The organism is Pseudoxanthomonas sp. LjRoot143 (assembly GCF_964252945.1).
Lineage (GTDB): Bacteria > Pseudomonadota > Gammaproteobacteria > Xanthomonadales > Xanthomonadaceae > Pseudoxanthomonas_A.
This window is the reverse complement of the sequence record NZ_CAXUPM020000001.1, coordinates 3,736,258-3,758,839: the sequence shown is the minus strand read 5'-3', so window position 1 is coordinate 3,758,839 and position 22,582 is coordinate 3,736,258. Positions and strand designations below refer to the sequence as shown.

At 58.9% G+C, this 22,582-nt stretch carries 10 protein-coding genes; 6 read left to right on the top strand and 4 right to left on the bottom strand.

What is annotated here, in order from left to right; genetic code table 11:
- The first annotated feature begins 1 nt into the window (after nt 1).
- Nucleotides 2-2,119 carry an AIPR family protein gene (locus ACSQ1W_RS18105; RefSeq protein WP_436045177.1) on the top strand — a complete coding sequence of 706 codons (2,118 nt, stop codon included), beginning with the start codon at nt 2-4 and terminating at the stop codon, nt 2,117-2,119.
- Between the two features lie 532 nt (nt 2,120-2,651).
- On the opposite strand, the gene ACSQ1W_RS18100 is transcribed toward ACSQ1W_RS18105, so the two are convergent.
- The 4 genes from ACSQ1W_RS18100 to ACSQ1W_RS18085 all read right to left on the bottom strand — a co-directional run bounded on the left by ACSQ1W_RS18100 (nt 2,652) and on the right by ACSQ1W_RS18085 (nt 7,995).
- A complete protein-coding gene (locus ACSQ1W_RS18100) occupies nt 2,652-3,962 on the bottom strand; it encodes a TniQ family protein (protein WP_436045175.1) in 1,311 nt (436 codons plus the stop codon).
- Nucleotides 3,959-5,014: an ATP-binding protein gene (locus tag ACSQ1W_RS18095; protein WP_436045174.1), complete on the bottom strand. Its 1,056-nt coding sequence runs from the start codon at nt 5,012-5,014 to the stop codon at nt 3,959-3,961. Before ACSQ1W_RS18095 ends, ACSQ1W_RS18100 begins: the two co-directional genes overlap by 4 nt.
- Nucleotides 5,011-7,458 (bottom strand): hypothetical protein, encoded by a 2,448-nt coding sequence (locus ACSQ1W_RS18090; RefSeq protein ID WP_436045173.1) that lies wholly within the window; start codon nt 7,456-7,458, stop codon nt 5,011-5,013. Before ACSQ1W_RS18090 ends, ACSQ1W_RS18095 begins: the two co-directional genes overlap by 4 nt.
- 270 nt (nt 7,459-7,728) lie before the next feature.
- Nucleotides 7,729-7,995, bottom strand: a complete 267-nt coding sequence (locus tag ACSQ1W_RS18085) for a hypothetical protein (RefSeq protein WP_436045172.1) — start codon at nt 7,993-7,995, stop codon at nt 7,729-7,731.
- A 147-nt stretch (nt 7,996-8,142) separates the two neighbouring features.
- Between ACSQ1W_RS18085 and ACSQ1W_RS18080 the strand changes: the two genes are divergently transcribed.
- The 5 genes from ACSQ1W_RS18080 (at nt 8,143) to ACSQ1W_RS18060 (ending at nt 22,392) form a co-directional block, all read left to right on the top strand.
- Nucleotides 8,143-8,973, top strand: a complete 831-nt coding sequence (locus ACSQ1W_RS18080) for a hypothetical protein (protein WP_436045171.1) — start codon at nt 8,143-8,145, stop codon at nt 8,971-8,973.
- Between the two features lie 221 nt (nt 8,974-9,194).
- Entirely contained in the window at nt 9,195-11,405 is a 2,211-nt protein-coding gene (locus ACSQ1W_RS18075; RefSeq protein ID WP_436045170.1) for a type I secretion system permease/ATPase, read from the top strand.
- Entirely contained in the window at nt 11,402-12,823 is a 1,422-nt protein-coding gene (locus ACSQ1W_RS18070; protein WP_436045169.1) for an HlyD family type I secretion periplasmic adaptor subunit, read from the top strand. The genes ACSQ1W_RS18075 and ACSQ1W_RS18070 overlap by 4 nt, the downstream gene beginning before the upstream one ends.
- 120 nt (nt 12,824-12,943) lie before the next feature.
- Nucleotides 12,944-13,630 (top strand): hypothetical protein, encoded by a 687-nt coding sequence (locus ACSQ1W_RS18065; RefSeq protein WP_436045168.1) that lies wholly within the window; start codon nt 12,944-12,946, stop codon nt 13,628-13,630.
- A gap of 35 nt (nt 13,631-13,665) precedes the next feature.
- Nucleotides 13,666-22,392, top strand: a complete 8,727-nt coding sequence (locus tag ACSQ1W_RS18060) for a calcium-binding protein (protein WP_436045167.1) — start codon at nt 13,666-13,668, stop codon at nt 22,390-22,392.
- Nucleotides 22,393-22,582 lie beyond the last annotated feature (190 nt).

The window sequence follows — 22,582 nt, the reverse complement described above, 5'->3', positions numbered from 1 at the left end:
CATGGACGATAACGAATTCCTGGGTGAACTGCGTCAGATGGTTGTGCGTCGGAGCGAATCCTCGAATCTCGTGGACACGATCGCCTTCGTCACCGAAATCGCCGAGCGTTTGCAAGAGGACCCGGTGTTCGGGGAGTTCGTCTTGGCTGAGGACACCCGGCGGGGTGCATACGGGCGACAGCTGAAGCTGCACGGGTTCACCGAGCCGGACGATGTCGACGGGGCCTTGTCGATGGTCATCGGGCGCTGGGTGGACGACGAGACGCCTTCGACTCTAGCCACATCCGATGTAGATCAGATGAAGGGCTGGCTCGAGAACTTCGCAAGCGAGGCCTTGGAGACGGACTTGGAGGAAAAGATCGCAGAGTCCAGTCCGGCTTACCAGCTGGCCACGACGCTTCGACGGAAGCGGGCTGGGATCTCGTGCATCCGACTCCACATCTTCTCGAATCAGCTGCTTAGCCGAGCCTACAAGCGTGAGTTCAGGGGTGAGGTAGCAGGAACGCCTACTGAGACCCACATCTGGGATCTACAGCGGATCAAGGCGCTGTACGAGTCAGCGCGTGAGCGTGAACAGGTTGAGATCGATCTGGAGGAATTCGGATCGAAGGGCATCGCGTGCATCGACGCATCTAGTCGGGGGGGACTCCGGTCCTACCTGTGCGTCATTGAAGGAAACCTTCTCGCGGACCTCTACGAACACTACGGAAGCCGTCTGCTAGAAGGCAATGTTCGATCATTCCTAGGCATGAAGGGCGGAGTGAACAAGGGGATCCGGGCCACGATCCAAGATTCCCCAGAATTGTTCTTTGCCTACAACAACGGCATCGCCGCGACTGCGGTGGATGTCTCCCTCGGAGGCTCGGATGGGGCGCATATCGTCAAGCTCTCCGATCTCCAGATTGTGAATGGTGGACAGACCACGGCAAGCATCCTCAGGGCGCGCAAGCAGGACAAGCTGGATCTTAGCGGCGTCAGCGTCCCGATGAAGCTCACCGTCGTTTCAAGCACTCGCGCAAATGACCTCGTGCCAAAGATCGCCGAGTACGCCAACACCCAGAACAAGGTCGCGATAGCGGACTTCTTTGCCAACCATCCGTTCCATAGAAGGATGGAAGAGATTTCCAGGCGTCTGATGGTGCCGGCCCGGGCTGGCGAACGTGTCCAGAGCAAGTGGTTCTATGAGCGGTCCCGCGGGCAGTTTCAGAATGAGCGTCTGTACCTCACCCAAGCGAGGAAGGATGCCTTCGATCTTGCCTATCCACCCCGGCAGCTGATCAACAAGACGGATCTTGCGAAGTACGACAGCACGCTGGACGAGAAGCCGCACTGGGTCAGCCTTGGAGCGCAAAAGAACTTCATGAAGTTCGCGACAAAATTTTCTGCCAAGGGGGGCAGGACCGAAGCAGAACAGTGGGAGGTTATGAGTCCGGGTTATGGAGAGGGTTACTACCAGCGCATCGTGGCCATGGCCATTCTCTGGAAGACTGGCGAGGCGCTCGTGGCCGCGGCAAAAGGGGTGTGGTACGAGGGTGCTTATCGCCCCCAGATCGTGTCGTACGGTTGGGCGTTGCTGTTCCGTGCTATCCGCCGCGCAGGTCGTGAGCCTGATCTAATGAAGATCTGGGAACGGCAGGAAGCAGATGACGCCCTGATGAAGGTGTTCACCCGGTCTGCCGTACTTGCGCAGAAGGCAATTCTGAACCCGCCGCCCGGATCGGCCAACGTGGGTGAATGGAGCAAGAAGGAAGAGTGCTGGGAGACAGTCAAGGCAATCAGCTTCCATCTGGATGCGTCAGCCCTTGCGTGGTCGATCGACAGGGATGCGAGCAGGGCGGAAGTTAGGCAGGCCCGCCAGCAGGGGAGCCAAGATGACGGCATATCCCTACAACAGCAGATCTGGAGCAAATCGGAGAATGGCTACTGGCAGGCGCTCTTGGCATGGGAGAGCGTTGGTGAGCATGTGTTCGGACCTGAGCTGGAGCTCCTCAGGAAGGCGGCTTCACCTCTGACCGTCGCGAGGGTGGCAACAGAGCGTGACTGGAAGCGACTCCGGGAAGTTGGTGAAAGGTGCGAAGGAGAAGGATTCCGACATGATCGAGTCGCCCCGGGCGACTGAAGTCCACGCTACGTTTCTTCAATGCTCAGAGAATACGTTCGACACGGCTGACCCTAAGATCGGCTAAGTGTTTGTCCTTGGACAGGTCCAGCATCCGCATGGCGGCCTCTTCGCCGATGGTCCATTCCGTGAGCTGCACCAGGTGGATGATGACGAGGCGGACCTCGCGGTCCGGAAGGCGGGCGAGTAAGTCATGTGATCGGCTCGTGTCGCAGTGTGACGGCACAGAATCACCTTACAGCTAGGCGTGCATGTGCTAGATCGCGAGATCACATAGGCGACAGGCGTGACGCGGCATGCCCAAGGCCTCCGACTTGGCAAGTAAGAGAAGGGAGAAGGATCAGAACCCTCCCGGAGGCTTGTACTCAAGCCGCGCACAACGCTATTCGGACACTGTCCCACCAGCGTCCCTGTGCATTCCAAAAGACATTGACCGCATCTTCAGGAAAACTTTGGCCACTACCACTGCTCTACCAATCAATGGGTTAGCGAGGTGTAGCGGCCAAACTAACACGAATAGCGCCTCTCCGACTCACGCAAGCTGTTGCCCGGACCGGAATGGTTGAGCTTGGCGGTACTTCCGAATCTCGTGCCGGGCCAGCGGGATGGAGCAGGTGATCTTGGCTGCCAGATAACGTTCCAGCTCGTGCAGGCTCGCAAAGCCTTCGCCTCGTTGCGCCAGCCGCACGAGCTCGCGCTGAATTGCCTGTCGCTTAAGGCTGGTGATCGTGCTGCTAGCACTTATGCGGCGATGCTGATACTGGAGGACCAAGGTCGGCAGTCGGTGCCGAATGTAGCCTTGAGAAACCCCCAACTCCTGCGCCAGTCGAGGTAACGGGGGGATGGGCTGGCTGAGCGGCTGGGCAATCAACTCCCGAAGGGTCTGCTCCACGTAAGGCAACACCTCGCTTGGCTGGCGGGGCCTTTGCGTGCGGGGCATGAGTGAGGCATCACCTACCAGCGTGCCGGCGCTGAAGGCTGCTCCTAGAGGGTCTGTAAGGATGCTCACGACGCTGCACTGCGTGACGTAGGCTTTCTTGAGCAACGTGTCCAATGTCGGGGGAACGCTCTCGTCTCGTTGGCGAGCCGCCCCACTGCGCTCGGCTATGGCGCTCACGACTCTAGCCATCGGCGGCAAAGACCGATCCAGGTGAGCATGAAAGGTATCCATGGCTGAAGGGTCGACCTGATCCAATTCGCCACAGCTGATTGCACGAACCAGTTCGATGCAGTCTTTTTCACCAAAGGTGGGCTCGAGCATGACCTCGTCCCTTCGTGCAGGAACCAGAAGATCTCCATGACAACCGAAGCAGCGGCTCATCCTGCCGCCGGGCTCGGGAAAACGCTGGCGCTTCTCACAGTGCGGACAGCTGTCTCTGAGCCGAAGGCGGTGCACATGGCACCTTCTGATCGGGAGCAATGACCAGATCAGCCGATCATAGACAGGCCGTTCCTGCTGGACATCCTCGGCCAGGCAATTGGGGCACCAAGTACGGGAGGCGCGCATGGTGCCCCGACATTGCGAGGCCAGTACCCGCCCGATGGATGTCAGCGTGGCGCGCTGCAGGTTCTCGCGTCCGCTGGCAACTTCGATGGAGGCGACCAACGTCTGCATCCGCTCACGGTAGCTGAACATGCCATGCCCGTTGCCGGTATAGAACAGGGTCTTGCAGACCTTAAGCTGCGGTCTTCCCTGCCGCACTTGCCATCCATTGATCATCTGGATCAGTTGCGAGGCGGTGACCCCATGCAGCTCGGCATGTCGAAACAGATACGAGCACAGGCTTTCCTGTTGCCAACTGTCCTTGCCCAGCAGCTCCAGCGGCAGCAAGTACGCGCTCATACCGTCACCGGGGGATGAGAGCGCTTAGCGTTGCGGGTAAAGGGAGGTTTTGTAGGCTTCTTCTTTGGCGCTGAGGCGGGCTTGACCTTGGTGACATCGACGCTGGCCTGGTAGGCGGCCAGGGTCGCTTCACCGTGCGCAATGTCAGCCTGCATCGTGTTCCAAGCCAACTGTGAGGGAGCGGTTGCCTCAAGAATCCCCTCGTCGATGGGCACGCCTCGCGCATCGGAGAGCATCTTGCAGGCGATCAGGCGCTTCTCCAGCATGCCCAAGACTCCTTGGCACTGCTCAAGCAGCAAGTCCGCATGGGTGATCAACAAGTCTTCACGGCTCAAGCGCAACAAGGGGCAGAGCGAATATGCTTTCAGGATCTGCAGCCACGCCTGCCTATCCTCGGGCGTGTCCTTATACCGGCCCAAGTGCAGGACGATCACGCGAATGGCCACATGCGCCCGGATGCTTAAGGCGACCTCCACTAGCTCGTACCCGCCGGCCATGATCAGCGACGAGCGCGGGGTGACCAGGGACTTCATCGACTCGAGCAACGAGGCCTTGAACTCCGGATCCTTGGCGCGCGTCAGGTACTGTCCCTCATCCAGGATCGTAAAGCGCGTATCGCGTACCTCCATGCTCCTGCGCAAACGGGTGAGCATGAAGGTCTCATCAAAGCGTATCCAAGGGCGGTAATCTTCCGGCCGCTCTAGGTGCTGCGTGTAGAACAAGGGATGCTGCAGGTCTTCCAGTAAGGCGCTGTAGATGTACTTGGGCGTGGTGCGTCCTTCGCGCGAGGTCAGCGCGGTGGCGCCAATGACATGCATCAGGTCTGGGGTGTGCTGCTGGAACTGCTGGGTATACAGGTAGCCGGAGAGCTGGCTGAGCAATGCAGACTTGCCGGCGTGCGAGGGTCCTACGATCAGCAAAATGGAATTGCCGCCTTCGATGCTGCAGAAAGAGATGGACTGATTCAGGCACTCCATGAGGTGGTCGTGACCCACGAAATCAATCAGAGGCGGCTTGACCTTCTCCAACGCCAGGACGTAGTGGGACTTCATGCGCCACCCCACTTTTTCTGTAGCAGGGTGTGGATGGAGCCCATGGTGGGGATCTGATCCAGCCTGATGCCCGCGTCGGGGGGTGGGGAGCTGGCCATATCGGTGTCCGATGCACCTGGTGGAATTGCAGGCGGCTGAGCGCCGGACTGTTCTGGCGGCGGCGTGGGCGCGTATCCATGCAGCATTTGGTTGCGCTGCTTCTTCACCTTTTCCTGGTCTACCGGCGGCGGACTGTAGGCGATTGCGCTGTCCTCCCGGCCTCGGTTGTCCAAGGCTCGGCGTGACTTGGCCACATGCCAACTGCCCTCGTAAGCGAAATACACCACGCTGGCGTCCTGCGGATCCTGACGCAGGTTCAGCTTGCTCAACCTGAGTGTCTTGCCATTCAACGTGGTGGAGTAAAAGCGCCGGTTGTTCACGCGGATGGCACCAGAGGGACAACTCTTGCCGGTGCTGGCCAAGGGCACGGCGGTTTTGATCAGGAAAGGCAGGTCGACCGTCTGAGGCAAGCCTTGCACGCCGTAGGTGGCTTCGAATTCAGCGCGCCGTTCCGCCGCGGTGGGTGTTGCGTCCAAGCGCGGAAGATGTGGCAGCACATTCAAGAGCAGGTGCTCGGTATGGTCATACAGCTGCTGGAATACCCGACGCGGCCCGTTGGCTGGCAGCTTGTCGCGCGAGACGCTTCTACGATTGAGGATATCGGGCATGAAGCCATCACAGCCTTGGCAGACGGTAGTAGCAAATGTCAGGAAAGTGCGTTCGACTGCCGCACTCGAGCGGGGATCTGCAACAGGCCGCTTGAACCAGCTCATTTCCAGTTCGGCGAGGCAATGGGCCAATTTGCCGCTGGTGAAATCACTGCCGCCATCGGTATAGAGCGCGGCCGGCAGGCGTCCATGACGCTTTACGCAGTCTCGCAGTACCAAGGCATCGGACACAAAACTGGGCGCCTCAAAACGAAGCACGAAGGCTAGGGGCTCGCTCTCAAAGGCATCGAGCAGGATTGTCACCCACGGCAAGCCTTGCTCGCCGGAGACATCGCACTCGGCCAGGCTCGGCGCCAGGCAGTGATCGATGCTGGCCACCTGAAAGGGCCTACTGGCCATAGGCAGTTGTTGGTCGACATCCTTGTGTGGGGCTACCGCATTGGCCAAGCGTAGTCCGCCCAAAGCCATGGCATCGCTGTATTGATGCTTGCGCTGCGCCCATATTTCGCAAAATTGAGAGTAGGAGAGAGGTCGTGCTTTTACGTCGTGAGCCAAGCAGTGGGCTTCCACCAGTTTTTCGTAATTGCCGTGGGTCTTTCGTCGTGTAGGTCGGGTGATGGAGCTCTTGCCTTGGGCAATCTGCTCAATCACCAGCTCGGCATGCCAGGTACTCAAGCGCATGCCGCGCGTACCGCACTGGCTCCAGCGCGGACGCAAAGCGCTGCTGCCGGCCTCTCGCGCCGTTTTGCGCCAGCGCCGCAGGGTGCGGGGGGAGGGGTCCTTCTTGTCCCCGGGGCGCGTCAGCGCTTGACCCTGCAGGCGTGCCAGTCGATAGCCAAATTCACCCACGTGCGAGGGATCGCATACCTGATCAAACGAAACGCTTTGGTCGGTACGCGCCAACGCCTGGATACTCGATAGACCCAGCGCGACGGCCGTGGCGCTGGCAGCCGAGGCGCAGATGAAGTGAGAGTGGCTATCGGTCAACTGCACCTGATCCAGAGCCACATGCACGATCTGGTCCTGGATCGCGCGCAGGATGGGCCCGGCAGTAAGAAGCTGCAGGTCGCGCCGGATCTGATCAATGCTGCAAGGCTCATGCTGGCGCACATACCGTGCGATGCTTACCAGCACGTCCGCCAGATCGATCGTGCCAAGTGCGCGATCGCAGGCCTGCATCAGGAGATGATTCTGTACGCGAAGCCAGGGGAGCTGATCTGACAGAATCACCTCGTGAACCATACCCATCTGGGCGAAGAAGTCCCGCGCCTGCGTGTAGACAAACCTGCCCCCGTCCTCACACCAGCAGCCGGGCTTGTCTTTGACCAGCTTTAGGGCGTCTTCACGGGTTTTGCATTCCACCACGCGTACGCGATCACCCTCCACGACCAGAAAGTCCGCCGTGTAGGTGATGCGTTGACGTCGCCCGCGCGTGTTGATGATGTCCAGGTTGACCGAGCTGGGCTGATCAAGCACCAGCATGGCGTGACCTCGGCTCTCCAGGTCCACGATAAAGGCGTACTCGGTGGAGCGTGCGGTGAACTGCAGACGCCAGTGACGTGGTGCATCGTCCAGGCAAGTGGGGATCGAGCTGTGGTATTCCCCCGCGACAGATTGTCGATTGCCGTGGAAGACGGTCTTGGCCGGATCGGTAGTGGCGGCTTGGATAACGTAGGCGATTCCGAGGGCAGGCATGTGTAAGGCCTGCAGGTGCTCTCGCAGCTGTTTTTCGTTCATTTCCATATCTCGTGACAGCAGAGGACCCTCCCCTGAAGGAGGGGTCTTGTATTTGCTGCGGGATAGGGCGAGACTGGATTCGGCCGATCTTCACGTAAGCCGATCCAAGAAAGCCCCGGTCTGATCACCGGGGCTTTTTTTCGCCCTCAGATGGCTAGGGCATGGTGAGCATCTCCTGGGAAAAGGGTTGATCTGCGAGCTCGAAACCAAGCCTTCTCTGCTGGGTGAGGTAACAGGCTTGGATGAGTACGCGCGTCATTGGTCAGGCCCTTAGCCTGCACGCTGATCCCAAAGCCACTGAGCGATGTCCGTGGTGACCGCAAAGCGACCACGGCGTCCGACCATCTCGAAGGTCCGAACAGGCAGGCGCCCCCGGTGAGAGGCCTTGCGGAACGCATCCTGAGTGGGATACCCCAGCGCCTTGGTCAGGGCGCGTCCGCCCACGGTGGCACCGAGCGCCGATATCAACCGGCACTCGAAGTCGTCATACGTCTTCGGCTGAACCGCAGCGGTGTGTAGCTGTGACGTCTGTGCCATGGAGGGACCTTCGCGGACTGAGTTAGGACCAATCCTAGAAAGGTGCGCGCGCGGACTTCAAAGTGGATCACTTTTTCATAGACGATCCACTCCACCGGTGAAGCGGCCTAGACGTGACAAGGAAGGACTGCCAAGCGACTATGCAGCATGCCCATCGACTTCCGTGTGCCTCCCAATGATGGTGACTGGGGTCCTCACACCAGAGAGGTCAAGGCGGCCCGCGGTGCGGTTTGTTATGGGGCCTTGGCCGCCCATTTCGGATCGGATTCACCCAGGACCCTGGAGTGGCGAGTAGATCGGCTGGCGCCGTATGGCAAGGACGACGATGAAAAGGATCTATCAGGTTCGAACAAGTACCTGCGTTGGCGGCAGGGCAAGTCCCTCCCACACCCCGCATCGATAGCGCTCGTCTCACAGCGCTCGGGCGGCTCTGTCAATCTGGCTTACTGGAAGGACCTGCCGCTTTGGGAGTTGCTGGCCCCCACGGCCCCTGCGATCTGGCGCCTGAATCATCTTCTGGAACTGATGCCAATGAACATCCGAAGGCATCTGTTCGTCGATGGCGCGCCGGATAGGCGAGGACAGTTTCATCATGGATGGCCTGAGGGTGATCAGATTCGGGCTATTCGAAACCAGGCATCGCTGAACGCGCTTATCGCTTTGCTTTGCCTTGCGAGGAAAGGCGAAGTGATGGAAGACCACCCTCGGCACTTCTTTCCGTCTCTATGTGCATTCGATCTTTTCCCGCGCGTGCTCTACAGCCATCGTGCGTTGCGCTACCGATGGGAAGGCCTGTTCGCGTGCATCGAACGGCTCTTCTGGAATCGCATCTATACCTCTGGATATCAGGGTGTCTTCCCGATCGACAGCGTTCATGAAGGTTTGGCTGCACTTGATGCCGACCCTGATGCGGATCTCCCACTGCAGTCTGGCAAGAACGCACGCAGGAACCTGGAGCTATCTCAGGCGCTGCGCTGACGTACAAAGCTTGCTGATGACGCCGCGTACGCTGGGGCCGACTATTCGGTAAGCGCATATACGGAAATGCATTTACCTTTTCGGGATGCCCGTAAAGCCATTGACATGGTGGCGTGACAAAAATCACGATAAGACACGTAGGACATCGTTTAGCGTGTCACTCGTGAAGGCGATGCAATGCCTGCAGGATTCGCTCTGGTAGCCAATGAGCCAGAGAGCGTATGGACAACGCTTTTTTTGGATTTTGGGAATCCGCAATGGCTCATGGAAGCAGCCCGCTTGTCTTGGTCGACGACCAAGCCTCGGATGAAGACGACGAACCGGGCATAGATTTGGCATTGGCCGGGTTGGTCTTGCTGGCCCAATACCATGGCGTCGCAGCCGACGCGAGCCAGATCAAGCACGAGTACGGCCGAGGGGATGAGCCCTTCGATCGAACCGGCATTCTGCTCGCAGCCAAGCGGCTGGGACTCAAAGCAAAAATCTCGGGCGTCCCGGCGCAGCGGCTGGACAAGATTTCGTTGCCTGCTATGGCATTCCAGCCCGATGGCCAGCACTTCATTGTGGCAAAGGTTAATGAGCAGCAGGTCCTCATCCAGGATCTAAGCCTGCAGCGTCCCCAAGTGCTGTCGCGAGAGCAGTTTGCCGAACGCTATGGCGGGCAACTGTTGCTCGTCGCCTCCCGTGCCTCCGTACTAGGCGAGCTGGCCAAGTTCGACTTCCGCTGGTTCGTGCCAGCAGTAGTCAAGTACCGCCGCATACTGCTTGAAGTCTTCGTCGTTTCGCTGTTCATTCAGCTGTTTGCACTGGTCACGCCCCTGTTCTTTCAGGTCGTCATGGACAAGGTGCTTGTGCATCAGAGCCTGACAACCCTGGAGGTCATCGCGATCGGCTTGGTCGCCATCGCCATCTTTGATGTGACTCTGAATGGGCTGAGGACCTATGTCTTCTCCCACACCACCAGCAAGATCGATGTCGAATTGGGAGCCCGCCTCTTCCGCCACATACTCAGCCTGCCGCTGGCCTACTTTGAGTCCAGACGGGTAGGCGAGACGGTAGCGCGGGTGCGTGAGCTGGAGAACATCCGCAACTTCCTCACCGGGCAGGCGCTGACCTCGGTGCTGGATCTTCTGTTCACCGGCGTGTTCCTGGCGGTGATGTTCTACTACAGCTTCTGGCTGACCCTGATCGTCGTACTGTCCCTCCCTGTGTACGCGCTATGGTCAGCCGCCATCACACCGGTTTTAAGGAAGCGCCTGGACGAAAAGTTCGCACGGGGCGCCGAGAACCAGTCCTTCCTTGTAGAGACCATCAACGGCATCGGTACCGTCAAGGCCACGGCGGTGGATCCGCGCATGACGCGAACTTGGGATGCGCAGCTGGCGGGCTACGTGGGAGCGGGGTTCAAGGTGGCCCGCTTGGCCAACGTGGGCCAGCAGGGCATCCAGTTGGTGCAGAAGCTGGTGGGCGTCGCCATCCTGTTCTTCGGCGCCCGCTTGGTCATTCAGGGAGACCTATCGGTAGGTCAGCTGATCGCCTTCAACATGCTGTCCGGCCAAGTGGCGGCGCCCATTCTGCGATTGGCCCAGCTCTGGCAGGACTTCCAGCAGGTCGGCATATCGGTCCAGCGCTTGGGCGATATCCTTAACACCCGTACCGAGGTATCGGGTAGTCGCATGACGCTGCCGGCGATCCAGGGCCGCGTCACATTCGAAAACGTGGGCTTTCGCTACCGGCCAGATACCGCTGAAGTTCTGTCAGGCATCGACCTGGATGTAGCGGCAGGGGAGGTGATCGGCATTGTCGGGCGCTCAGGATCAGGCAAGAGCACCTTGACCAAGCTGGTGCAACGCCTCTATGTGCCCGAGCGAGGGCGTGTCCTGATTGACGGCCATGATCTGGCGCTGGCCGACCCAGCGTGGCTACGCCGCCAGCTCGGGGTGGTCCTGCAGGAGAACTTCCTATTCAACCGGAGCATCCGGGAAAACATCGCACTTGGTGACCCGGGCATGGCGCTGGAGCGCGTCATTGAGGCTGCGCAGCTTGCTGGTGCGCACGATTTCATTACACAGCTCCCCGAGGGCTATGACACGAAGGTCGGAGACAACGGAGCCGGTCTTTCCGGTGGGCAACGACAGCGCATTGCTATTGCTAGAGCCCTGGTAACCAATCCCCGCATCCTGATCTTTGATGAAGCCACCAGCGCCTTGGACTACGAGTCCGAGCATGCGGTCATGCAGAACATGCGCGCCATTTGCCAGGGCCGGACCGTACTTGTCATCGCGCACCGGCTATCGACCGTACGCATAGCTAACCGGATCGTTGTCGTGGATAAGGGAAAGATCGTGGAGTCAGGTCGCCATGACGAACTGGTGGATCGCCCTGGGGGCCAGTACGCGCATCTCTACAAGCTCCAGCAGGGCACGGTATGAGGCACGTCTACGGCGCGATTAAGGAATTCCTGGCTCGCTATGGCCAAGCCTTCAGTGCGGCGTGGAAGGTGCGCTCACAGTTGGATCCACCCAAACGGTCCGAAGATGAGCTGGCATTCCTACCTGCACAACTGGAACTGGTCGAGAGCCCGGCATCGCCGGCGGCGCGTTGGACGATGCGGATCATCATGGCGTTGTTCTGTGTCGCGCTGCTGTGGTCGATCTTCGGAAAGCTGGATATCGTCGCGGTCGCCTCCGGAAAGACCGTCGTCAACTCCCGCACCAAGGTCATCCAGACCGCCGAAACCGCGGTGATCCGTCGCATCCTGGTGCGGGATGGGCAAGCGGTGCGTAAAGGAGACGTCCTGGTCGAGCTGGATGCCACCGCCACAGGCGCAGATTTCGAGCAGGCCGGCGATGCGCTCCTCAGCGCTCGGCTGGCTGCACTTCGGTATGAGGCCATGGCAAAGGCGCTCGACGACGGTCATCTCGCCGTTGCTCCAGAGGAACTGGATATTCCGAAGGATCGCGTGCGCGCTGAGTGGCTATTGGCGGCAAGCGAGTTGGCGGAGTATCAGGCGCGTCGCCAGAGCCTGCTGGCCGGCATCGCTCAGCGTCAGGCGCAGGAGAATACGGTTCGCTCTCAGATCTCGCCGATGGAGCAGAGCCTGGCGATCTCCAAGGAGCGCGTTGCGGATCTGGAGAAGCTGCTAGGAGGACAGTACGTCAGTCGGCACGAGTTCTTGGCTCGCAAGCAAGAAATGGTTGAGATGGAGCGCTCGTTGACGGCGCAGCGCGCTACCCTGTTGGAAACAGGATCGGCACTTGCCGGAGCGCGCGAGGAGCTCCGGGTACTGGAGGCTGACACGCGTCAACAAATGTTCGAAGGCCTTCGCCAAGCACGTGAGCAGGAAGGGCAGTACCGGCCTCAGGTCGCCAAGACACAACAGCGAGACAGGCTCATGCACTTGCGCGCACCGGTGGATGGCAACGTGCAGCAGTTGACGGTGCATACCGTCGGCGGGGTGGTAACGCCTGCCCAGGCTCTCATGGCGGTAGTGCCCAGTGAGGAATCCCTCGAGGTGGAAGCGACCGTCCTGAACAAGGACATCGGCTTCATTCGGACAGGGCAGCGGGCCACGGTGAAAGTGGAGAGCTTCCCATACACGCGCTACGGCTATCTGGAAGGGATTGTAGAGGCGGTTTCCCACGATGCTGCGCAAGATGAAAAGCTCGGGTTAGTGTTTCCTGCGCGAGTCCGCTTGGTAGAGGACAGCCTGATGGTGGACGGTGTGAAGGTAGGGCTATCGCCAGGAATGAGCTTGAGTGTCGAGATCAAGACGGGAAAGCGTCGGCTTATTGACTATTTGCTAAGCCCTCTCAAACAGCACGGCACAGAGTCCATGCGGGAAAGGTGACGGGTCACTCTATAGATACAGAAGCTACAACTCATCTTCTTCAGATTCCGAGAGCTGGCGGCTAGCGACGGGCGTATCGGTAATTCAATCGCGCAGTGCTAACAAAGGCAGGACCCACGAGTGAGCGGAAGGATAAAAAAAGCTACGAGTAACTGGCGATTGTTGGTCGCCATTCTTGCTATTTCTGTATCAGCATGCGAGGGCTATATGCATAGCGAAGGCGAACTCAGTGAGCCGGTTAGGTACATCCTGGGTGGGAAGAAATATGAAGTTCCGTTGGGCTACCACTACACCGACTTCCTGAAAAGAAAGAAGAGGTGGCCTAACCCAAAGGACGATTTCTCCGAGGCCGGCGCTATTTCTATAACAGGTCTAGTTCCAGGTTTCATGCCTTATGACGAGTCCAACAAAGGTGAGTTTGAGCGCCTCGGATACGGAAACAAGGTTCATCTGCTTGTGAGTCCAGATGTGAAGGTGTATCCAATGGAAGAGTATCTTCGGCGCATGAAAGGTGCAGGGCGCCTGCAATCAATGCCCAGCGCACTCGAGGGCTTAAGCCACTATTGGGATAACTACGGCGGCTCAGATAAGGCCAAGGGCTCCGATGTCTATATCAAGGAGCGTGGTAGTGAATACTTCATGTTGAGGTGCGATCGCGTGGAGGCGCCATCGCCTGCATGCGATGTGACAAAAGTTCGTTCCGATGGTCTACAGATAAGCTACTCGTTTTCATCGTCCCATTTGGCTGCATGGGACGACATCGATCGTGATGTAAACCAGCGTATCGACCAGTTCAAAGCCGATTAATCAAACCCTTCAAAAGACATCCAGGAGATGGAGTCATGGCGGCGCACAATCTGAATCAAGGACAGTTGGATACGCTGAGGTTGCTTCACCAACAGGGTCGCTATGCCGATGCTTGGGAGCTGCTGGCCGAGTGGGGGGACACCTACGCTGACGATGCTGCCAATGTTACTGGTGAGTCATCCGATTTCTACGGTCAGTTCATGAATGAGATGGTGCGTCAGCACTGGGGAAATATCGCAGGGCCGACAGCGTACGACCAGTATTTTGATCAGGTAGCCTTGAGGCACTTGAACAACTATTTGATGATCTTGGAGAACACCCCGAGCTGGCCAGACACGTCTCAGATTGAACGTAGTTATCGCGATTCAGTCGAGTTCTTCGGGCTTCCAGCTGCCACGGCAGTTGATGGTGTTATTACTCAGTCGGTTGGAACGATAACCAGTGGCGAGTACGACTGGCCACAAGCGCTCGGAATGGACGAGGCCAGAATTGTTCCCTCTGATGTCTTTGATGACATAGGGTTCATAGAGGCATCACAAGCGATCGCTGAAGCTGTCTATGACACCATTGTCGAATTCGTTGAGCAGGGTTGGGGGATGCTCGAGGATATCGTCGAATTTGCTACTGATGCGGTGCTCGACTTCCTCGACGAAGCGAAGAAGGCGGCCTTAGAGAAGCTCAAGGACTTCGTCGACTCGGTGAAGGATGCGGTTGAGGATGTATACGACGCCATCAAGGATATGTTTGACGAGGCGAAGAATTTCATCCCGCGTCGCGACCCGCTAGTTCTTGACCTGGACGGCGATGGTATTGAGACCGTACCGGCTTCGGGAGCCGTGCTCTTCGATCACGATGGCGATGGCGTTCGTAGTGGTACGGGATGGATATCGTCCGATGATGGAATACTGGTGCTCGATCGAAATGGCAATGGCTTGATCGACAGCGGCAGGGAGCTTTTCGGGGCGGACACCGTACTTTCAGATGGAAGCACGGCGACCTCTGGATTCGCTGCGCTGGCTGATCTTGACGCCAATGATGATGGGGTTTTCGATGCGCAAGATAGTCAGTACAACAACGTTCGCGTCTGGCGCGACCTGAATCAGGACGGCGTGAGCCAGGCCAATGAGCTGTTCACGCTTAATCAACTCGGCGTTGCTTCAATTCAGTTGACTCCGAGTACGACTGCAGACCTTGACCTAGGCAACGGAAACGTAGTCGATAACCGAGGCACCTATACACGCTCGGATGGCAGCGTGGGCTTGGCAGGCGATCTTCTACTGGCGATGGATCACTACTTTCGTGACTTCACCGGCTCCCTGGATCCGGTTGAAGTCGAAGCCGAAGCCAGATCGCTTCCACGGCTCAGGGGGAGTGGCGCAGTGCGGGACCTGGTCGAAGCCGCGAGCCTGTCTTCAAGCCTGCTAAGCACGCTGCAGGGCTTCGCTCCTGGCACGACGCGAGACGAAATGAGGGGCGAGCTGGACCTCGTAATCTCGTTGTGGGCTGGGACTTCCACGATGCAGAGCAGTGAGCAGGTTCTTGAGTCGTCAGGCTCGGTGCCGCGAACGATCTTGTTTCATGGCGATGTTCCCGCGTCTGTGGTTGCGCAGGGTCAGGCCGCGGTGGAGGCTTGGAAGCAGCAGCAACATGCGCACTTGGCACCGATTATCGCGATCCTGGAGAGGTTCAATGGCTCCAGTCTGATTACTTACCAGAATGATCGCGTATCTACGGGTGGAAACACCTTTACGTGGACAACGGTGGCGCCGCCTGGCGGCGGTAACGAGCAAGTCATGAGCATTGAGCTGCGTGACGAGCAGATCGCAGCGTTGAGCAGTTCATATGAGGAGCTGCTCGAGTCTGTCTACGCCAGGCTTGTCTTGGGTACGAGGCTCAGCGCCTACATCGAAAGCATAGACACCAACTTTGTGGGAAATGATCTCCATATCGATCTCTCCAGTTTCCATGCGCTATTGGAAAGCAAGCGACAGGACAATCTTGCCGAGGCGCTGAAGGATCTTGTCGATCTCTATCGTTACGGCGGCAGCATTCTGGCTAGGGCTGATTGGGATGGCCAGGGGCTGCTTCGAACCTGGATCACAGAGGCCTCTGCTACGCAGAGCGGGCTGGCGGCACTCGCGGCGGCGGGCATCACGCTGGCCCAGCATGGTCAAAGTGGTACCGCAGGGAACGACGTTCTATGGGGGAGCGGAGATGGAAACACCCTGTGGGGCGGTGCCGGCGGCGACCTGCTAGTTGGCAACGACGGTGGCGACACCCTCTATGGACAGGAGGGCAGAGACATTCTGTCGGGTGGTGCCGGCTACGACTGGCTAAGTGGCGGGGCCGGAGATGATCAGCTCGCCGGCGGCACTGAGAACGATAGCCTGACAGGTGGAGAAGGCTCGGATACCTACTTCTATTACCTGGGAGATGGTTGGGACACGATCAACAACTTTGATCGAAGCGCCGGTAGGTTTGATGTGCTCGTTCTGGGCGAGGGTATTGCGCCCGCGGGTGTGACGGTCCGGCGCCTGGGAGACAGCCTCATCATCAGCGTGACTGGCAGTTCAGATCAGATCACGGTGTCTAACTATTTTGCTGCGGACGGCGCGGGAGGATACCAGCTCGACCAGATAAGGTTTGCCGACGGCACGGTGTGGACCGTTGACACGCTGAAGCCGATGGTCGTGATCCCAACACTGGGAGACGACAACCTCTATGGCTACGCCACTGCTGACGTTCTCACGGGGCTTTCTGGTAACGATAGCCTGTTTGGATACGGAGGCAATGACGTCCTCCAGGGCGGGACTGGCAACGACACCCTATCCGGTGGCGAAGGATCCGATACCTACATATTCAACCTGGGTGACGGCCAAGACGTCATTGATGGTTATGACGGTAGCGCAGGCAGCTTTGATGTTCTCCAGTTGGGGGTGGGTATCGCGCCCGAGGACGTTCAAGCGTTCCGACGTGGGAACTCGCTGGTACTGATGTTCGCCAATGGGACCGACCAAATAACGGTCAACAACTATTTCCTACGAGACGGCGCTGGTGGGTTCCAGGTCGATGAGATTCGCTTTGTCGGTGGAATCTCGTGGGACGTGGAGGAAGTCAAGCTGAGGGTGCAGGTCGCCACTGAAGGATCGGATGAGCTCCATGGCTACGAGACCAATGACACGCTCGGCGGGCTCTCGGGGGATGACATCCTCAACGGCCACGGTGGGAATGACGTTCTTGAAGGAGGTCTAGGAAACGATACGCTCACTGGCGGTGCCGGGTCTGATGTGTATCACTTCAGCGCAGGCGACGGCCAGGACGTGATCGACAACCATGACACCAGCGTGGGGCGCGTGGATGCTATCCAGTTGGGTGCCGGTATCGTTCCCGCTGATGTGACGGCGAGGAGGCAGGGTGATTCGCTTGTCCTTACTTTTGCCAATGGTACCGATCGCATTACTGTCACGAACTACTTTGCTGGCGATGCTGCCGCAGGCTATCAGCTGGACGAAATCCGCTTCGCCAGCGGTGTTGTCTGGACCGTGGCGACAGTCATGCCGTTGGTGCAGGTTGCCACCGCGGATGCGGACGAACTTCACGGGTATGCCGGGAGCGACACGTTGGTTGGCCTCGGGGGCAACGACCTCATCCGGGGCAATGCGGGAGATGACACGCTGGAAGGTGGTCTAGGTAACGATAACCTCGCAGGTGGGGCAGGGTCTGATATCTACATCTTCAATGCTGGCGACGGTCAGGATGTAATCAATAACCATGACGCCGGTGCGGGTCGGACTGACTCGCTGAGATTTGGTCCCGGGATACTGCCGACAAACGTGCTTGTCCGGCGAACAGGCGACAGCTTGGTGCTGACATTCGCCGGAACCGATGACCGGGTGACCGTCAGCAACTATTTCTACAATGATGCGGCTGGCGCCTGGCGGCTGGATGAAATCCGGTTCGACGGCGGCACCATCTGGGATGTAACCGCCGTTCGGCAGATGGCTCTGGCGCCCACATCCGGAAACGATGTCATTCAAGGCTATGCGACGAATGACACGATCACGGGAGGCGAAGGCAACGACACGTTGCATGGCTATGATGGAAATGACCTACTCCAAGGCGATGAAGGGGACGACGTTATCTTCGCAGGCGCGGGTCACGACGCTCTTGAAGGGGGCGCTGGTGCTGACTCGCTTCGGGGCGACGGTGGAGATGATGTCTTGCGTGGTGGGCTTGGTAACGACTTCCTCGACGGTGGCGCCGGATCCGATACCTACATCTTCAATGTCGGAGATGGACAGGACACGATCAACAACTATGACGGCGGTGACGGCCGCGTAGATGTGCTTGTGCTTGGTGCTGGCATCAGCCCGGGGAATGTGGTGGCACGCCGGGTTGATGACAGTCTGGTGCTCACGTTTGTGGGCAGCGAAGACAAGATCACCGTACTCAATTTCTTCATGACGGACGCCACGGCTGGCTATCAGCTCGACGAGATTCGCTTCCAGGACGTATCCCAGACAGTCTGGGATGTGGACACGCTAAAAGGGCTTGTTCTGCTGCCAACCTCTGGGGCAGATACGTTGCGCGGCTATAGCACGAATGACAGCTTCTCGGGCGGCGAAGGGAATGACACGCTATTTGGCCTTGCCGGAGACGATGTGCTCCATGGTGAGGCCGGCAGCGATGTGCTCTGGGGCGGTGATGGCAACGACACGCTATTGGGTGGCATTGGGCTTGATACGCTCAATGGCGATAACGGTGATGATCTTCTCCATGGAGGCGCGGAGAACGACATTCTTCGCGGAGGGAGTGGATCAGATCACCTGACGGGCGGCGCTGGAAACGACCAGCTTGAGGGTGGTCAGGGTGATGATCACTACTACTTCTCAGCCGGAGATGGGCAAGACATCATCGCTGACGCCCAGGGCACAAGCACCATTCATCTGAGTGGCATTCCTCGCCAGCAAGTTTATCTGCGTCGCGACGGCACGACGCTGGTGCTGTCTTTCCTGGGCTCTCCTACAGACGGGATTCGCTTGGTCGGATTCTTCGACCAGATATCGCAACTCGCGCTTCGCGGCTTGGTCATTGATACCGGCGATGGCGCGCCTTGGGCGTTGGATGCCGACGGGGTGGATGCCGCTGCCTTGCTCGGAACTGAGGTGGACGACGTCATCGAAGGCAACTCACTGGGTAATACCATTGCGGGCCTCTCAGGAAGTGACACAGTTCGAGGCGGGGCTGGCAACGACAATCTGGATGGAGGTGCTGGCAATGACTCGCTCTACGGACAGGACGGCAACGATACGCTGGTCGGCGCGGAGGGAGATGACCTGCTCGACGGTGGAGCCGGGGCTGACCACCTGACAGGTGGTTCTGGGAACGATGTTTATGTCGTCGATAATGCGGGTGATGTGGTCGTCGAGTCTGCCAACGGAGGCGTAGACATCGTCCAGAGCAGTGTGAGCTTCACGCTGATTAACAATGTTGAGCGCCTGACACTGATCGGCGACGCCGATATCAGTGGAAACGGGAATACGCTCGACAACGTTCTTACCGGCAATGGAGCAGACAACACTCTTCGTGGTTTCTCCGGTAACGATGTTTTGTTGGGTGGAGAGGGCAATGACACGTTGCACGGCGACGCCGGTGAGGATCATTTGGACGGCGGTGCGGGAGTCGATCAGTTGGTCGGCGGGACGGGCAATGATGTGTATCGAGTCGACGAGACCGGCGATGTCATCGTTGAGCACGTATCCGAGGGCGTCGACACAGTAGAGTCTACTGCCTATAGCTACACGCTCTCGTCCAATCTCGAAAGCTTGACGCTCGTTGAAAACAGTTCGGCCTACGAGGGTATTGGCAATACTGAAGCCAATGTGTTGACGGGTAACAGCAACGATAACCGACTGGACGGTGGGGCAGGCGCCGACACCCTGATAGGCGGTTTCGGTAACGACATCTACGTCATTGACTCGACAAGTGACGTGATCGTCGAGAACGTCGATGAAGGTGTCGATACGGTGGAGTCGAGCATTAGCTACACGCTCGGCTCGACGCTGGAAAACCTGACTCTACTGGGAAGCGCCAATCTCGATGCTACGGGCAATGACGGCGACAACGTCATCCAAGGTAACGAGGGTAGTAACCTAATTGAAGGCGGCGATGGTGCGGATACCCTTTCTGGTGGCGCAGGCGATGACTACTACGTCGCTGTATCTGCGGATGACAGCGTCCACGAGTACGCAGGCGAGGGCATTGACACCGTAGAGCGCGTGTTCGAGACCAATCTGGTTCTGGAAAGCAACGTTGAGAACCTGATCCTGGGCGCAGGCATCACAACTGGCAATGGCAACGGGCTGGGTAACACCATTACGGGCAATGCCGAGGACAATACCCTCGGTGGCTGGGATGGTGATGACGTCCTGCATGGTTTGGATGGTAATGACGCTCTGTTCGGTGGTGATGGAACCGACACTCTGCTGGGCGGCATCGGGAATGACTACCTGGATGGCGGTTCGGGCGTGGACCTCCTCGAAGGCGGTGCGGGCAACGATGTCTACATTACCGATGACACCAGCGATGTGGTTGTCGAGGCTGCCGGTGCAGGCACTGACCAAGTCCAGACGACTGCGTCGTATACCTTGTCGGCCAACATCGAGAACCTGTTCTTGATGGAAGGCGGTGCCATCGACGGCATGGGAAACTCGCTGGACAACTATATTGCCGGCAATAGCGATGCCAACGTGATCGATGGCGGCGGAGGGAATGACACGCTGGTGGCGGGCGGGGGAGACGACACCCTCTACGGTGGAACAGGCGATGACAAGTATGTCTTCGACGAAAGCTCGGGCAGCGACGTCATCGATAACAGTGATGGTGGCTTTGACGGGGTGTTCTTCACCGGCGGCATCACCCGGGAGCGCCTTACCTTCTCCCGCGATGGCGATGATCTGCTGATCTTTGTCGACGCGGGCGCGGCGCCGGCCGTCCGGGTGCTTAACCATTTCCTGGGAGGCAACGCGGCGATCGACTATGTCCAGCCCGACGGCGGCTTCTACCTGACCACTACAGAGATCAACCAGATCGTCGCCGGTGGCGGCACGGGTGGTGAGTATGATCAGGTGATCGAGGGCACCGCCTCGGCCGAGCAACTGGTGGGTGGAAGCGGCAAGGACCTGATCAAGGGCCTGGGTGGCAACGATCAGCTGTTCGGCATGAGCGGCAACGACACCTTGCAGGGCGGAGACGGTGATGACTACCTGGCCGGCGGCAATGGCAGCGCCACTGGCTCTGGAAATGATCGCCTGGAAGGCGGGGCGGGGGCCGATACCCTTGCTGGCCAAGACGGCACCAATGCCCTGATCGGCGGAGGCGGCAACGACAGCTATGTCTACGGCGGAGGCCAGGACACCATCGACAATACCGGTGGCGGCTACGATGGCGTCTTCTTCAACAATGGCATCCTGGCCGACGATCTGGCCTTCGCTCGAGAGGGCGATGACCTGCTGATCACCGTCGATGGCAATGCCAGTGCTACGGTTCGGGTCACTAATCACTTCCTGGGGGGCGACTATGCCATCGACTTCGTCCAGCCGGCGTCGGGCAGTTTGCTTAATACTGCCGCGATCAATGCCTTGGCTGAGGATGCTGGAGGCAATCCGGGAGGCGGTGGCAATGAAGGCAACGACGATGACTACTCCAATGTGGTCACCGGTACGGGGTCGGGCGAGCAGTTGCTTGGAACCTCCGGCCGCGACCTGATCCGTGGGCTGGGGGGCAACGACACTCTGTTTGGCTTTGGCGGTGACGACAAGTTCGAGGGTGGTGACGGGGATGACTACCTCTCCGGAGGCAATGGCTCCTTCAATGGCTCAGGTAACGACATCCTGATCGGCGGCAATGGCAACGACACGCTGGTGGGTGAGGATGGCGCTGACATGCTGATTGGTGGCGCGGGCGATGACGATTATTACTACTCCGCCGGTTCGGGGAGCGACACGATCGACAATGTCGGCGGGGGTACCGATTGGGTGTTCTTCAACGGCATCGCGCGTGAGCGACTGTCCTTCCACCAAGACGGCGATGATTTGCTGATCCGGGTCGATGCAAGTGCGGCGTCCCAGGTCCGGGTGTTGGGGCACTTCCTCGGCGGTGGCCAAGCCATCAGTTATGTGCAGCCGGGAAGTGGGTATGCCATCCCCGCATCGCAAATCCCGGGGTTGCTTACGTCGCTGCCGCAAGGCTTTTCTGCCGTATCTTCCGGCAACGCATCTGTACTGGTCGCTGAGGGGGGCGGTTCGGCCGACGCCATGCTTGTCCCAGGGCATGGCCGCGCCACGCAAAGCCTGCCTGCACGCACGGACAGCCAAGTTGGTATCCAACGGGTCGCCGTCATTCAGGAAATCCCGCTTGTCGCAGCCGATACAGGGGGAAGGCGGGCAATCACCGGTGGCACCGGTCAGCCGGCGCTGGTTGATCCGCCGGCAATGACGGGAGGCGGTCTGGCGCCGCTACTGCAGCGTTGGGAGCACAGGGAAATGCCTTGGGACGGGCATTTCTCGGACGATGTCGGCTGGGGTGAGCAATGGCGGCATGACATACCTGTCGTGCATGGCGACCCAAGCCCGGACATCCGGCAGCTTTCAGGCCTGATCTCGGCTATGGCGGGCTTTGCTTCGGAAGGCGGGGCTGAAACGCTCACGATGTCGCGCCCTGAGCATCGCGACACAACCATGTTCGCTGTACAGGCCTTGTAAGTAGTTAGGCCTCTGGTTAAGCAACCAGGGCCGCGCAGTGCGCGGCCCTGGTCTTAATCCAGCATGGGTGGGTGCGCGGCAGTGGCTACTTGCGCCCCAGACAGTCTAAGAGCGGTTTGCCGGAACATGAACGGGCGGGTTTGACCGAAGGGGACACGCATGGCATTCTGGCGAAGCCGAAAGTACCTGC

Excerpts from the sequence above, each read along its gene's own strand:
- ACSQ1W_RS18080 (WP_436045171.1), top strand. The coding sequence starts at position 8,143 with ATGCCCATCGACTTCCGTGTGCCTCCCAATGATGGTGACTGGGGTCCT.
- ACSQ1W_RS18105 (WP_436045177.1), top strand. The coding sequence starts at position 2 with ATGGACGATAACGAATTCCTGGGTGAACTGCGTCAGATGGTTGTGCGT.
- ACSQ1W_RS18075 (WP_436045170.1), top strand. The coding sequence starts at position 9,195 with ATGGACAACGCTTTTTTTGGATTTTGGGAATCCGCAATGGCTCATGGA.
- ACSQ1W_RS18100 (WP_436045175.1), bottom strand. The coding sequence starts at position 3,962 with ATGAGCGCGTACTTGCTGCCGCTGGAGCTGCTGGGCAAGGACAGTTGG.
- ACSQ1W_RS18090 (WP_436045173.1), bottom strand. The coding sequence starts at position 7,458 with ATGAACGAAAAACAGCTGCGAGAGCACCTGCAGGCCTTACACATGCCT.
- ACSQ1W_RS18060 (WP_436045167.1), top strand. The coding sequence starts at position 13,666 with ATGGCGGCGCACAATCTGAATCAAGGACAGTTGGATACGCTGAGGTTG.
- ACSQ1W_RS18085 (WP_436045172.1), bottom strand. The coding sequence starts at position 7,995 with ATGGCACAGACGTCACAGCTACACACCGCTGCGGTTCAGCCGAAGACG.
- ACSQ1W_RS18070 (WP_436045169.1), top strand. The coding sequence starts at position 11,402 with ATGAGGCACGTCTACGGCGCGATTAAGGAATTCCTGGCTCGCTATGGC.
- ACSQ1W_RS18095 (WP_436045174.1), bottom strand. The coding sequence starts at position 5,014 with ATGAAGTCCCACTACGTCCTGGCGTTGGAGAAGGTCAAGCCGCCTCTG.